The sequence below is a fragment of the Solwaraspora sp. WMMA2056 genome, assembly GCF_030345095.1.
GTDB lineage: Bacteria > Actinomycetota > Actinomycetes > Mycobacteriales > Micromonosporaceae > Micromonospora_E.
Genome location: NZ_CP128360.1, coordinates 4,694,855 through 4,707,906, shown reverse-complemented (window position 1 = coordinate 4,707,906; position 13,052 = coordinate 4,694,855). Strand labels below are relative to the sequence as shown.

The window sequence follows — 13,052 nt, the reverse complement described above, 5'->3', positions numbered from 1 at the left end:
AGCTGTCAGCTGTCAGCCGCCGGACCGGCGACCTCGACCTGGTCGTCGGCGCGCACCACGTGGATGCACTCACCGGGGCAGTCCTTGGCCGCGTCGATGACGTCCAGCCGCAGGTGCGCCGGTACGGCGACCCGGGCGCCCTCGGCGACCTGCAGTTGCCCTTCGTCGTCCTTGACGTAGGCGAGCCCGTCGATGTCGAACTCGAACACGTCCCGGGCGTACTGCACGCAGAGCCCGTCGCCGGTGCAGAGGTCCTGGTCGACCCAGACCTGCAGGTGTGCGTCGGTCGGTGCCCCCGGTGCGTCGGTGGCCCGGATCTCGGCCGGGGTCGTCACGAGTGCCCTCCCTGGATGCTGACCATGGTCGCGCTCGACGGTACCCGACACGCCGGGTCGGCGGCACGCCAGCGCCCCTCCGGACCCCCGGTGACGTGAACAAAGCGATCAACGTTGTGGGACGACTGTGTTGCGTGGGTTCGAAACGTCCGGCAAACAGCTAGTGTTAGGGCAGTACGTTTTAGCCCCCGGGGAGGTGGGACGTGGCACGCAGCGACGACGCGGACTCGCGCGCCGCACGGTGGGAGAAGGAGGCCCACGATCTCTCCACCCAGGTCGCGTTTCTTCAAGAGGAACTCGCTCTGGTGCGGCGCAAGTTGACCGAAAGCCCCCGACACGTCCGGCAGCTCGAGGAACGGCTGGCGGCAGCGCAGGCGCAGCTGGCCCGACTGACCGAGAACAACGAACGGCTCGTGGCCACCCTCAAGGAGGCCCGCGCCCAGATCGTCACGCTCAAGGAGGAGATCGACCGGCTGGCGCAACCGCCCAGCGGGTACGGCGTCTTCCTGGCCCGACATGCCGACGGCACGGTGGACGTGTTCACCGGCGGCCGGAAGCTGCGGGTGGCGCTCTCTCCGTCGTTGGACGCCGACGAGCTCCAACGCGGACAGGAGGTCCTGCTCAACGACGCGCTCAACGTGGTCGACGCGTTCGGTTACGAGCGGGTCGGCGAGGTGGTGATGCTCAAGGAGCTCCTCGACAACCCGACCGGCGAGGCGAGTGACCGTGCGCTGGTCATCTCGCATGCCGACGAGGAGCGGGTGGTCCATCTGGCGGAGACGCTGGTGGGCGCCGCGTTGCGGGCCGGTGACTCGTTGATGATCGAGCCCCGGTCGGCGTACGCCTACGAGCGCATCCCGAAGAGCGAGGTCGAGGAGCTGGTGCTGGAGGAGGTGCCGGACGTCGACTACACCGACATCGGTGGCCTGCACTCCCAGATCGAGCAGATCCGCGACGCGGTGGAGCTGCCGTTCCTGCACGCGGAGCTGTTCCGCGAGCACCAGTTGCGGCCGCCGAAGGGCATCCTGCTCTACGGTCCGCCGGGTTGCGGCAAGACGCTCATCGCCAAGGCGGTGGCCAACTCGCTGGCAAAGAAGATCGCCGAGCGGCGTGGCGAGGAGAAGCACACCAGCTTCTTCCTCAACATCAAGGGCCCGGAGCTGCTCAACAAGTACGTCGGCGAGACCGAGCGGCACATCCGGTTGATCTTCCAGCGGGCCCGGGAGAAGGCCGGCGAGGGCACTCCGGTGATCGTGTTCTTCGACGAGATGGACTCGGTCTTCCGGACCCGGGGCTCCGGGGTCTCCTCGGACGTGGAGAACACCATCGTCCCGCAGCTGCTCAGCGAGATCGACGGGGTCGAGGGCCTGGAGAACGTGATCGTGATCGGTGCCTCCAACCGGGAGGACATGATCGATCCGGCGATCCTGCGGCCCGGCCGGCTGGACGTCAAGATCAAGATCGAGCGTCCGGACGCCGAGGCGGCCAAGGACATCTTCTCCAAGTACATCCTCACCGGGTTGCCGCTGCACGCCGACGATCTCGCCGAGCACGGCAACGACCCGCAGGCCACCGTGTCGGCGATGATCGACGCCGTGGTGCTGCGGATGTACTCGGAGACCGACGAGAACCGCTTCCTGGAGGTCACCTACGCCAACGGCGACAAGGAGGTCCTGTACTTCAAGGACTTCAACTCCGGCGCGATGATCCAGAACATCGTCGACCGGGGCAAGAAGATGGCGATCAAGGAGTTCCTCACCTCGGGGCGCAAGGGGCTGCGGCTGCAGCATCTGCTCGACGCCTGCGTGGACGAGTTCCGGGAGAACGAGGACCTGCCGAACACCACCAACCCGGACGACTGGGCCCGGATCTCCGGCAAGAAGGGGGAGCGGATCGTCTACATCCGTACCCTCGTCTCCGGCGGCAAGGGGACCGAGGCCGGCCGGTCGATCGAGACGGCCAGCAACACAGGCCAGTACCTCTGAGGCACGACGGCGGTGGCCCGCACCCGGACCGGGTGCGGGCCACCGCCGTCGTGCGGCTCCTACCGGCATCCCTGGTGCCGGATGTCCCGATGCGCGGTCCGAGGAGCCGACAGGCACGCCGCGTCCGGATCCGCCCCCGCGCGGACTACGCTCGACCTGACCGGCACCAAGGGAAGCGATGAGGTAACGGCATGAGTGTGCGGCGGATCATGGGCACCGAGGTGGAGTACGGCATCTCCGTACCCGGCCAGCCCGGAGCCAACCCGATGGTGACCTCCTCGCAGGTGGTCAACGCCTACGGCGCCCGGCCCGAGTTGAACCGGGGCGGCCGGGCCCGGTGGGACTACGAGGAGGAGTCGCCGCTGCGTGACGCCCGCGGCTTCACGTACTCGGGTGCGGCGTACGACCCGGCCGAGGCGCTCGCCGACGAGGACCTGGGCCTGGCCAACGTGATCCTCACCAACGGTGCCCGGCTCTATGTCGACCACGCACACCCGGAGTACTCCACCCCCGAGGTGACCAACCCGCGTGACCTGGTCCGGTGGGACAAGGCGGGGGAGCGGGTGATGGCCGAGGCGGCCCGTCGCGCGGCGACCATCCCCGGCGCCCACCCGATCCAGCTGTACAAGAACAACACCGACAACAAGGGTGCCAGCTACGGCGCGCACGAGAACTACCTGATGCGGCGGCAGACGCCGTTCGCCGACATCGTCGCGTATCTGACACCGTTCTTCGTCACCCGGCAGATCGTCTGCGGCGCGGGTCGGGTCGGCATCGGTCAGGACGGCGGGCACGCCGGGTTCCAGATCTCCCAGCGGGCCGACTTCTTCGAGGTCGAGGTCGGCCTGGAGACCACGCTGAAGCGGCCGATCATCAACACCCGCGACGAGCCGCACGCCGATGCGGACAAGTACCGCCGGCTGCACGTGATCATCGGTGACGCGAACCTGTCGGAGATCTCCACGTACCTCAAGGTCGGCACCACGTCGCTGATCCTGACCATGATCGAGGAGAAGGCGCTCGGCGCCGACCTCGGCATCGCCGATCCGGTCGCCGAGCTCAAGGCGGTCAGTCACGACCCGTCGCTGTCGCACCTGATGCGGCTGCGTGACGGGCGGCGGCTGACCGCGCTCGACCTGCAGTGGGCATTCTTCGAGCGGGTGAAGGCCTTTGTCGCCGACCGGTACGGCGACGACGTCGACGACGCCACGGCCGACGTGCTCGACCGGTGGGAGGACGTCCTGGACCGGCTCGGCCGCGACGTGCTGTCCTGCGCGTCCGACCTCGACTGGGTCGCGAAGTTGCGGCTGCTCGAGGGCTACCGGGAACGGGAAGGGCTGACCTGGGCGTCGCCGAAGCTGCAACTGGTCGATCTGCAGTACGCCGACGTCCGACCGGAGAAGGGCCTCTACCACCGACTGGTCAGCCGGGGCGCGATGCGGACCCTGCTCGACGACGCCGAGACCCGCAGCGCCATGGTCGAACCGCCGGAGGACACCCGGGCCTACTTCCGGGGCCGCTGCCTGGCCCAGTACGCCTCGGAGGTCGTCGCGGCCAGCTGGGATTCGGTCATCTTCGACGTCGGTCGCGAGTCGCTGGTCCGGGTGCCGATGATGGAACCCGAGCGGGGTACCCGGGCACATGTCGGTGCACTGTTCGACCGCTGCGCCAGCGCGAAGGACCTGCTGGAAGCGCTCACCAACAGTTGACGTCGCCGCGCTGGCGGCGGGGCGCGCGGTCACCTCGCCCGCCGCCGCCGTCGCGAGGTAAGTTTCACTCAGGCGATCGTTGAGGAGGCACCTGATGGCTACCCGTGACAACGCAGGGCAGTCCCAGTCCGGCAAGACCCGCCGGGCCGAGGAGGTCGACGAGGCGGTCACCGAGGTCGACCCCGAGGTCGCACAGCGGCACGCGGAGATCACCGAGGACGTCGACGACCTGCTCGACGAGATCGACTCGGTCCTCGAGGAGAACGCCGAGGAGTTCGTCCGGGGGTACGTCCAGAAGGGCGGCCAGTAGCCGCCGCGCCCAGCGGGTGATGATCGCGCCCGCCGGGCGCGCACGCTAGTCTGCTTCAACCACACGGCGGCCCTCGACCGGTCGGATGGCTGTGACAGCTGGCTGGTCGAGGCGTTCACGTTCTGCAGAGAGGGACCACGTGGCAGCGGGATTCGATCCATCCGGGCGCCTACCGGACGTGTTCACCAACGCGGGGACGTCCTCCTTCACCCAGTTCCTGGCGATGGCCGCACCCGAGCTGCTGCCGGGGCGCCGCCCGCTGCCGCCCGGGCTCAGTGCCGACGTCGCGCCGCACGCCACCACGATCGTCACCCTCGTCACCGCCGACGGTGTCGTGATGGCCGGTGACCGGCGGGCGACGATGGGCAACCTGATCGCCAACCGGGACATCGAGAAGGTGCATCCGGCCGACGCGTACTCGCTGATCGGCATCGCCGGCACGGCCGGCATCGGCATCGAGCTGATGCGGCTGTTCCAGGTCGAGCTGGAGCACTACGAGAAGATGGAGGGCGCGGTCCTCTCCCTCGACGGAAAGGCGAACCGCCTCGCCTCGATGATCCGCAACAATCTCGGGGCCGCCCTGCAGGGCCTGGCAGTGGTGCCGCTGTTCGCCGGCTACGACCTGGCCGCCACCGACCCCGCCACGGCGGGCCGGATCTTCAGCTTCGACGTGACCGGCGGCCCGTACGAGACGACCGGCTACGACGCGATCGGTTCAGGTTCGCTGTTCGCCAAGGCCGCGTTGAAGAAGCGCTACCGGTCCGGGCTCAGCAGCGCCGAGGCGGTCCGGCTCGCGGTCGAGGCACTCTACGACGCCGCCGACGACGACACCGCCACCGGCGGCCCGGACCTCACCCGCCGGATCTTCCCGGTGGTGATGACCGCGACCGCCGAGGGCACTCATCGGCTCACCGACGCGGAGTCCGCCGAGATCGCTGAGGCCGTCGTCGCCGCGCGTACCGAGAATCCCGGCGGCTGAGCGGTCCACCACCGACCGTCGCGTCCGCTGTCGTCGATCCACCTGGCCGAAGGAGAGCCGCCGCCGTGGCAATGCAGTTCTACGCCTCGCCCGAGCAGATCATGCGGGACCGTTCCGAGCTGGCCCGCAAGGGCATCGCCCGGGGCCGCAGCGCACTCGTGCTCAGCTACGAGGGCGGGGTCCTCTTCGTCGCGGAGAACCTGTCCAGCGCGCTGCACAAGGTGAGTGAGATCTACGACCGGATCGGGTTCGCCGCGGTCGGCCGCTACAACGAGTTCGAGAACCTGCGGCGGGCCGGGGTGCGGATGGCCGACCTCAACGGCCTGAGCTACGACCGGCGCGATGTCACCGGGCTGGCGCTCGCCAACGCGTACGCGCAGACCCTCGGTGCCATCTTCACCGAGCAGTCCAAGCCGTTCGAGGTCGAGATCTGCGTCGCCGAGGTGGGCCTGGAGCCGGCGGCGGACGAGATCTACCGGCTTACCTACGACGGCTCGGTGACCGACGAGCCCGGCTGCATGGCGATGGGTGGGCACGCCGAGGCGATCACCGGCACGCTGCGGGCGGACCATCGGGCGGACATGCCGCTGGCTGACGCGATCTCGCTCGCGGTGCGTTCGCTCGCTGGCGTCGGCGCGGAGAACGGCACGACCCGTAGCCTTGCCGCCAATCAACTCGAGGTGGCGGTGCTCGACCGGCGTCGTCGTGGGCGGACGTTCCGGCGGGTGACCGGTGCCGCGCTCACCGCGCTGCTCGACGGCGAAACGACCGCCGACCCGGCGTCGGACGACGACGAGGCGGCGAGCCGGACGGACGGCCCGCGGCTGCCCGGGTCCGCAGCGGACAAGCCGACCTCGTCGGCGGCCTCCGCCGACCTGGAGGACACGGCGGGGTCCGCCGACACCGACCAGGACTGACGCCGATCACGCGGGTCGGCGACGGCACGCCGAGCAGCCGTCGCCGACCCGCGCCGGGTGTCACACCCAGCGGCGCACCAGCCGCCAGTAGGCCGACATCGCGGCGTTGAACACCGGCGTGCCCGGTGGGTTGATCAGCGGGGTGTCCAGCCGGTCGGTGAGCACCCGCATCCAGACCCGGTCGGCGACGGTCCGTTCGGCCTGCAGCTGGGCCCGCCGGTGTCGCAGATGCCGCCGGTGCTGCCACAGCCAGCGGTAGCCACGGAGCTTGTCCCGCAACCATCCGTCCTTGGCGGCCAACGCCAGCATCGCCAACTCCAGTGCCAGCAACGGCGGGCCGAGCAGGACCAGTGAGCGGGCCCCCCACAGGGTCACGACGAACATCACCCGGTTACGTTCCACCAGGTAGAACTTGAAGCTGTTGCGGCTGAACTCGTAGCGGTGCAACGCCACCGCGTCCGGTACGTTGACCACCCGAAGGCCGACCCGCCAGGTGCGCAACGACAGGTCGGCGTCCTCGTGGTAGGCGAAGTAGTGCGGGTCGAACCCGCCGAGCCGGTCCCAGTGGGTCCGTCGGGTCACCAGGCAGGCGCCCATCGCGCCGGCCGTCTCGGTCGGTTCGGTGCGGGTCTCCCGCTGACGGAACCCGCCGATCCAGCTCAGGCCGAGCACGTGGACCTCGTTGCCGCTGGAGTTCAACAGCTCAGGCTCGTCGGCCAGGCGTACCGCCCCGGCGGCGATGCCGATGCTGGGATCGGCGAGCTCCTCGACCAGACGAGCCAGGGTGGTCGGTTCGACCACCGCGTCGCCGTTGATCAACGCCACGTACTCGCCGGTGGAAGCCTCGACGCCGAGGTTGCAGCCGGCCGAGAAGCCGACGTTCTCACCGTGGCCGACCACGCTCACCCCGGGGACCTCCCGCAGGTGGGTGACGTCGTCGGTGGTGCATCCGTTGTCGACCAGTACGACGTCGACGTCGACCTTCGCCGAGTGCAGCAGCGCCTCCACGCTGCGCCGCAGCAGCGGCTCCGCGCCCCAGGCCAGCACGATCGCGCTGACCCGTGGGAGTCCGGTGGAGTCCTGCTCAGGATTGCTTGCCGACATGTCGATGTCTCTCCTGGGGGTGGGGATCGCGGGGCGGGGAACACGACCCGCGGCGGCGGGCCGGGCCGGGCGAATCAGCCGACAGCCTGGCCGTCAGCCGACGAACCGGGGGTCACGCAGCGCAGCGGAGAGCATGCTCCGCCAGTCTGCCATGGCGGGGAGTCCGGCGAGCGCCCAACGCTGATGTCCGAGGACCGAGTACGCCGGTCGGGCGGCGGGTCGACGGAACTGACCGCTGTCGGTGGGGCGGATCCGGTCCGGGTCGAGTCCACGCAGCGCGAACGCTTCCCGGGCCAGGCCGCACCAGGTGGTCTGGCCGCTGGCCGTACCGTGGTAGATCCCGGCTGGCGCGGCTCCGGCCCGCGCCACCCGGGCCAGCGCGACCAGCCGTTCGGCGAGCGCGTACGACCAGGTCGGCTGGCCGTGCTGGTCGTCGACCACGTCGAGGTGGTCGCGCTGGCCGGCCAGCCGCAGCATCGTGGCGACGAAGTTCGGGCCGTGGGCACCGTAGAGCCAGGCGGTGCGTACGACGTAGCCGGTATCCGGCAGGAGCCGGGTGACCGCCTGCTCGCCGACGAGCTTGCTGCGTCCGTACGCGTTGACCGGCGTGGTCGGGGCGTCCTCCGGGTACGGCGACCGCCCGTCACCGGCGAACACGTAGTCGGTCGAGACGTGGACCAGGACGGTGCCCCGCTCGGCGCAGGCCTGCGCCAGATGGGCGACCCCGGTGCCGTTGACGGCGGTGGCCGCCGGCTCGGCGGTCTCCGCGCCGTCCACATCGGTCCAGGCGGCGGCGTTGATGACCACCCGGTGTCCGTCGACGGCCGCCGCGACGGCGGCCGGGTCGGTGATGTCCAGTTCGGCGCGGGTGCAGGCGGTCACCGCCACCGGGTCGGGCTGGTCGGCGAGGACGGCGAGCAGGTCGAGGCCGAGCATCCCGCCAGCCCCGGTGACCAGCCATCGGTCCGGCGCGCTCACTTCGCCACGGGCTTCTTGAGCGGCTCCCACCAGGCACGGTTCTCCCGGTACCAGCGGACCGTGTCGGCCAGCCCTTCGTCGAGGGTGACGCTCGGCGTGTAGCCGAGTTCGCGGGAGATCTTGCCGATGTCGAGCGAGTAGCGACGGTCGTGGCCCTTGCGGTCGGTGACCGGAACCACTCGGTCCCAGCCGACCCCGCAGGCGTCGAGCAGCCGTCCGGTCAGCTCCTTGTTGGTCAACTCGGTGCCACCGCCGATGTGGTAGACCTCGCCGGCCCGCCCGCCCGCCGCCACCAGTGCGATGCCCACACAGTGGTCGCGGACGTGCAGCCAGTCCCGGATGTTGCCGCCGTCGCCGTACAGCGGCACCGTGCCACCGTCGAGCAGGTTGGTGACGAACAGCGGGATGACCTTCTCCGGGAACTGGTAGGGCCCGTAGTTGTTGGAACAGCGGGTCACCACCACGTCCATCCCGTGGGTGCGGTGGTAGGCCAGGGCCAGCAGGTCGGAGCCGGCCTTGGAGGCCGAGTACGGCGAGTTCGGCGACAGCGGCCAGTCCTCCGTCCACGACCCGTCCTCGATCGACCCGTACACCTCGTCGGTGGAGACGTGGACGAACCGGCCGACACCGTGACGCATCGCCGCGTCGAGCAGTGTCTGGGTGCCGAGCACGTTGGTGGTGACGAACTCGGCCGCCCCGGAGATCGAGCGGTCGACGTGCGACTCCGCCGCGAAGTGCACCACCATGTCATGGTCTGGCAGGGCCCGGTCGACTGCGGCGGCGTCGCAGATGTCGGCCTGGACGAACCGCAGCCGCGGGTCGTCACGGACCGGGTCGAGGTTGGCGAGATTGCCGGAGTAGGTCAACTTGTCCAGCACTGTGACGCCGCTGGGGGCCACCCCCGCCGTTTCCGGGTCGGTGAGCAGCATACGGACGAATTCGGAACCGATGAAGCCGGCACCGCCGGTGACGAGGATCCTCACGGGTCACGAAGTCTACGCGACCGCACCGCGACCCGGGCCCGCACTGTCGGTAGTCCGCTCCAACGCGACCAGAACGTTCTCCCGCCACGGCGGAATCGGCGCCAGGGTGGTCCGGGTGAATTCCGGCAAAGTCCCGCCCAGCAGCGTTGCCAGCTGCGCCTCGGTCATGAACTCGACGTCGCGGTCGCCGGTGACGTAGCGGTCGGCCCAGTAGGCCAGCCGGCCCGCGACCGGCCGGTCCCGGGCCCACTCCTTGACCAGCAGGAGTCCGCCGGCGGCGGTCAGCGCGGCGGCGTGCCGCAGCACCGCTGGGCGGGCGGTGGCCGGGATGTGGTGCAGCACGTCGACGATGACGACCAGGTCGAACGGGTCGGGCTGCCCGGCCGCCAGCATGGCGATGTCCTGGCGGCGGAACTCGGCGCGGGCGGGATCGCCGCGGTAGAGCCGACCGGCGGTCGCCGCCGGGTCGATGCCGAGGTATTCGGCGGTGGGGAAGACCGTGGTGAGCCGCTGGGCCAGCGCCCCGTCGCCGCAACCGACCTCCAGGATCCGTTTCGCCGGGTGCAGCGCCGCGACGCGGCCGCCCAGGTGGTCGAGGTCGATGAAGAAGCGGCGGTACAGTTCGGCGGCCGGTATCTCCAACCGGCCCAGCCGGTGTCGGACGAAGGTGCCGATCCCCACTGGTGCCCCCGATCATGACCCGTCGACGCCCGCCCGTAGACGCCCGCCCGGTAGGCTCCCGGCCGTGCGTGGAATCCTACTCGCCGGTGGCACCGGATCGCGGTTGTGGCCTATTACCCGTGCGGTGTCGAAGCAGCTCATGCCGGTCTTCGACAAGCCAATGATCTACTATCCCCTCTCCACCTTGATCACGTCCGGCGTCAAGGAGATTCTGGTCGTCACCACCCCGGACGACCAGCCGCAGTTTCAGCGGTTGCTCGGTGACGGGTCACAGTTCGGGCTACGGTTGGCCTACCGGTCCCAGCCCCGGCCCGAAGGCATCGCGCAGGCGTTCGTCCTGGGTGCGGACTTCATCGCTGACGAGGCGGTGGCGTTGATTCTCGGCGACAACATCTTCCACGGTGTCGGCCTGGGGCGGCAGCTGTCCGACCACGGCGGCCTCGTCGGTGGGCTGATCTTCGCCTACCCGGTGGCGAATCCGCAGGCGTACGGGGTGGTCGACTTCGACGCCGCCGGCCGGGTGCTGTCGATCGAGGAGAAACCGCAGCGGCCCCGGTCGCGGTACGCGGTACCGGGGCTGTACTTCTACGACAACCGGGTCGTGGAGATCGCCGCGGGGTTGGCCCCGAGCGCCCGGGGCGAGTTGGAGATCACCGCCGTCAACGAGGCCTACCGCCGGGCCGGGCAGCTCTCGGTCACCGTCCTGGACCGGGGCACCGCCTGGTTGGACACCGGCACCTTCGCCTCGATGATGCAGGCGGCGGAGTTCGTCCGGGTCATCGAGGAGCGCCAGGGCATGAAGATCGGCTGCGTCGAGGAGGTCGCCTGGCGGGCCGGGTTGATCGATGACGGCCAGCTACGGACGCTGGCCGAGCCGCTGACCAAGAGCGGGTACGGCGACTACCTGCTGAGCCTGCTCGATGAGCGGTACGACCGTCGGCTCACCGGGGCCGATACCGGCGAGGAGGACCGATGAAGCTCCGCGAACTGGAGGTCCCGGGCGCGTGGGAGGTCACCACCGCGCAGCACGGCGACCCGCGTGGACTGTTCATGGAGTGGTACCGCTTCGAACACCTGGCCGAGGCGGTCGGCCATCCGCTGCGGCTCGCCCAGGGCAATCTGTCGGTGTCCGCACGCGACGTGGTGCGTGGCATCCACTTCGCCGACGTGCCGCCCGGCCAGGCCAAGTACGTGACCTGCGTGCGGGGTGCGGTGGTCGACGTCATCGTGGACCTGCGGGTCGGATCGCCGACTTTCGGCCGGTGGACGGCGGTACGGCTCGACGACGTGGACCGCCGGGCGGTGTACCTCAGCGAGGGGCTCGGGCACGGGTTCTGCGCCATGACCGACGACGCCACCCTGAATTACCTCTGCTCGACGACGTACAACCCGCAGGCCGAGCACGCGGTGCACCCGCTCGACCCGGACCTGGCCATCGACTGGCCGACCGGGTCGCCGCAGCTGTCCGCCAGGGACGCGGCGGCGCCGACCCTGGCGCAGGCCCGCGCCGACGGACTGCTGCCGGACTACGCGCGGTGTCAGGAGTTCGTCACCCGCTTGAACACCGAAGATTCACCGTACGCATCGCCGCAGTGACTCTACGCAGATCGGACCTCTCGGGCGGCATCTGCGGCCGCGGGCCCGCGAACATCGCCCGACAGGTCATCCGAGACTGACCATGGACCGTCCCGGGCGGCTAGTGTCTGCTCATGGAACGGCGAATCTTCGGGCTCGAAACCGAGTACGGTGTCACCTGCACCTACCGCGGCCAGCGACGGCTGTCGCCGGACGAGGTGGCGCGTTACCTGTTCCGCCGGGTGGTCTCCTGGGGGCGGTCCAGCAACGTCTTCCTCCGTAACGGCGCCCGGCTCTACCTCGACGTCGGTTCGCATCCGGAGTACGCGACCCCGGAGTGCGACTCGGTGACCGATCTGGTCGCGCACGACCGCGCCGGCGAGCGGATCCTGGAAGGCCTGCTGGTCGACGCCGAGAAGCGGCTGCACGACGAGGGCATCGCCGGCGAGATCTACCTGTTCAAGAACAACACCGACTCGGCCGGCAACTCCTACGGCTGCCACGAGAACTACCTGGTCTCCCGGCACGGCGAGTTCGGCCGGCTGGCCGACGTGCTGATCCCGTTCCTGGTCACCCGGCAGTTGATCTGCGGTGCCGGCAAGGTGCTGCAGACGCCCCGGGGTGCGGTGTACTGCCTGTCGCAGCGGGCCGAGCACATCTGGGAAGGGGTCTCGTCGGCGACGACCCGTTCCCGGCCGATCATCAACACCCGTGACGAGCCGCACGCCGACGCCGAACGTTACCGCCGGCTGCACGTCATCGTCGGTGACTCCAACATGAACGAGGTCACCACCCTGCTCAAGGTCGGCAGCGCGGACATCGTGCTGCGGATGATCGAGGCGGGCGTGGTGATGCGGGACCTGTCGCTGGAGAACCCGATCCGGGCGATCCGCGAGGTCTCCCACGACATCACCGGCCGCCGCAAGATCCGTCTCGCCTCCAACAAGGAGGTCAGCGCCCTGGAGATCCAGCAGGAGTACCTGGCCCGGGCAACGGAGTTCGTCGAGCGTCGCGGCGGCGACCAGACCGCCAAGCGGGTGGTCGAACTGTGGGGCCGGGTGCTGCGGGCCGTGGAGACCGGGGACCTCGACCCGGTGGCGAGGGAGATCGACTGGGTCACGAAGCTGAAGCTGATCGAGCGTTACCAGCGCAAGCACGACCTGCCGCTGTCGCATCCCCGGATCGCCCAGATGGATCTCGCCTACCACGACCTGCGGCGTGGCCGGGGCCTGTACGCGTTGCTGGAACGGCGCGGCCAGGTCGACCGGGTGGCCACCAACCTGGAGATCTTCGAGGCCAAGGAGACACCGCCGCAGACCACCCGGGCCCGGTTGCGCGGGGAGTTCATCCGCCACGCCCAGGAGAAGCGTCGCGACTTCACCGTCGACTGGGTGCACCTGAAGCTGAACGACCAGGCACAGCGGACGGTGCTGTGCAAGGACCCGTTCCGTGCCTACGACGAGCGGGTGGAACGGTTGATCGCGAGCATGTGACGG

The 13,052-nt window shown here is 69.8% G+C and carries 13 protein-coding genes; 8 read left to right on the top strand and 5 right to left on the bottom strand.

Annotation, left to right across the window (positions count from 1 at the left end; genetic code table 11):
• Positions 1 to 5: 5 nt before the first annotated feature.
• A complete protein-coding gene (locus O7608_RS21255) occupies positions 6 to 335 on the bottom strand; it encodes a ferredoxin (RefSeq protein WP_289206280.1) in 330 nt (109 codons plus the stop codon).
• Positions 336 to 538: 203 nt separating this feature from the next.
• Here O7608_RS21255 and arc point away from each other — a divergent pair, with 203 nt between their 5' ends.
• The 5 genes from arc (at position 539) to prcA (ending at position 6,235) form a co-directional block, all read left to right on the top strand.
• A complete protein-coding gene (arc, locus tag O7608_RS21250; RefSeq protein WP_282227413.1) occupies positions 539 to 2,320 on the top strand; it encodes a proteasome ATPase in 1,782 nt (593 codons plus the stop codon).
• A 191-nt stretch (positions 2,321 to 2,511) separates the two neighbouring features.
• Positions 2,512 to 4,029 (top strand): depupylase/deamidase Dop, encoded by a 1,518-nt coding sequence (dop, locus tag O7608_RS21245; protein WP_353850453.1) that lies wholly within the window; start codon positions 2,512 to 2,514, stop codon positions 4,027 to 4,029.
• A gap of 94 nt (positions 4,030 to 4,123) precedes the next feature.
• Positions 4,124 to 4,339: a ubiquitin-like protein Pup gene (locus O7608_RS21240; protein ID WP_282227412.1), complete on the top strand. Its 216-nt coding sequence runs from the start codon at positions 4,124 to 4,126 to the stop codon at positions 4,337 to 4,339.
• Positions 4,340 to 4,478: 139 nt separating this feature from the next.
• On the top strand, positions 4,479 to 5,318 hold the full coding sequence (gene prcB / locus O7608_RS21235) for a proteasome subunit beta (RefSeq protein ID WP_289206279.1): 840 nt from the start codon (positions 4,479 to 4,481) through the stop codon (positions 5,316 to 5,318).
• A gap of 65 nt (positions 5,319 to 5,383) precedes the next feature.
• The gene (prcA, locus tag O7608_RS21230; RefSeq protein ID WP_289206278.1) at positions 5,384 to 6,235 is read left to right on the top strand and encodes a proteasome subunit alpha; all 852 of its coding nucleotides are present in this window, start codon (positions 5,384 to 5,386) and stop codon (positions 6,233 to 6,235) included.
• A gap of 60 nt (positions 6,236 to 6,295) precedes the next feature.
• Here prcA and O7608_RS21225 read toward each other — a convergent pair whose 3' ends face one another.
• The 4 genes from O7608_RS21225 to O7608_RS21210 all read right to left on the bottom strand — a co-directional run bounded on the left by O7608_RS21225 (position 6,296) and on the right by O7608_RS21210 (position 9,981).
• On the bottom strand, positions 6,296 to 7,339 hold the full coding sequence (locus tag O7608_RS21225) for a glycosyltransferase family 2 protein (protein ID WP_289206277.1): 1,044 nt from the start codon (positions 7,337 to 7,339) through the stop codon (positions 6,296 to 6,298).
• A gap of 93 nt (positions 7,340 to 7,432) precedes the next feature.
• On the bottom strand, positions 7,433 to 8,317 hold the full coding sequence (gene rfbD / locus O7608_RS21220; RefSeq protein ID WP_289206276.1) for a dTDP-4-dehydrorhamnose reductase: 885 nt from the start codon (positions 8,315 to 8,317) through the stop codon (positions 7,433 to 7,435).
• Positions 8,314 to 9,300, bottom strand: a complete 987-nt coding sequence (gene rfbB, locus O7608_RS21215) for a dTDP-glucose 4,6-dehydratase (RefSeq protein WP_289206275.1) — start codon at positions 9,298 to 9,300, stop codon at positions 8,314 to 8,316. Before rfbB ends, rfbD begins: the two co-directional genes overlap by 4 nt.
• A gap of 12 nt (positions 9,301 to 9,312) precedes the next feature.
• Positions 9,313 to 9,981 carry a class I SAM-dependent methyltransferase gene (locus O7608_RS21210; protein ID WP_289206274.1) on the bottom strand — a complete coding sequence of 223 codons (669 nt, stop codon included), beginning with the start codon at positions 9,979 to 9,981 and terminating at the stop codon, positions 9,313 to 9,315.
• Positions 9,982 to 10,045: 64 nt separating this feature from the next.
• Between O7608_RS21210 and rfbA the strand changes: the two genes are divergently transcribed.
• The 3 genes from rfbA to pafA all read left to right on the top strand — a co-directional run bounded on the left by rfbA (position 10,046) and on the right by pafA (position 13,049).
• Positions 10,046 to 10,957 carry a glucose-1-phosphate thymidylyltransferase RfbA gene (gene rfbA, locus O7608_RS21205; RefSeq protein WP_289206273.1) on the top strand — a complete coding sequence of 304 codons (912 nt, stop codon included), beginning with the start codon at positions 10,046 to 10,048 and terminating at the stop codon, positions 10,955 to 10,957.
• A complete protein-coding gene (locus tag O7608_RS21200; protein ID WP_289206272.1) occupies positions 10,954 to 11,577 on the top strand; it encodes a dTDP-4-dehydrorhamnose 3,5-epimerase family protein in 624 nt (207 codons plus the stop codon). The genes rfbA and O7608_RS21200 overlap by 4 nt, the downstream gene beginning before the upstream one ends.
• A gap of 113 nt (positions 11,578 to 11,690) precedes the next feature.
• A complete protein-coding gene (gene pafA / locus O7608_RS21195; RefSeq protein WP_282227403.1) occupies positions 11,691 to 13,049 on the top strand; it encodes a Pup--protein ligase in 1,359 nt (452 codons plus the stop codon).
• Positions 13,050 to 13,052: the final 3 nt, after the last annotated feature.

Bases quoted from the DNA above. Each gene is read 5' to 3' on its own strand.
- dop (WP_353850453.1), top strand. From the start codon at position 2,512: ATGAGTGTGCGGCGGATCATGGGCACCGAGGTGGAGTACGGCATCTCC.
- O7608_RS21240 (WP_282227412.1), top strand. From the start codon at position 4,124: ATGGCTACCCGTGACAACGCAGGGCAGTCCCAGTCCGGCAAGACCCGC.
- O7608_RS21225 (WP_289206277.1), bottom strand. From the start codon at position 7,339: ATGTCGGCAAGCAATCCTGAGCAGGACTCCACCGGACTCCCACGGGTC.
- O7608_RS21200 (WP_289206272.1), top strand. From the start codon at position 10,954: ATGAAGCTCCGCGAACTGGAGGTCCCGGGCGCGTGGGAGGTCACCACC.
- pafA (WP_282227403.1), top strand. From the start codon at position 11,691: ATGGAACGGCGAATCTTCGGGCTCGAAACCGAGTACGGTGTCACCTGC.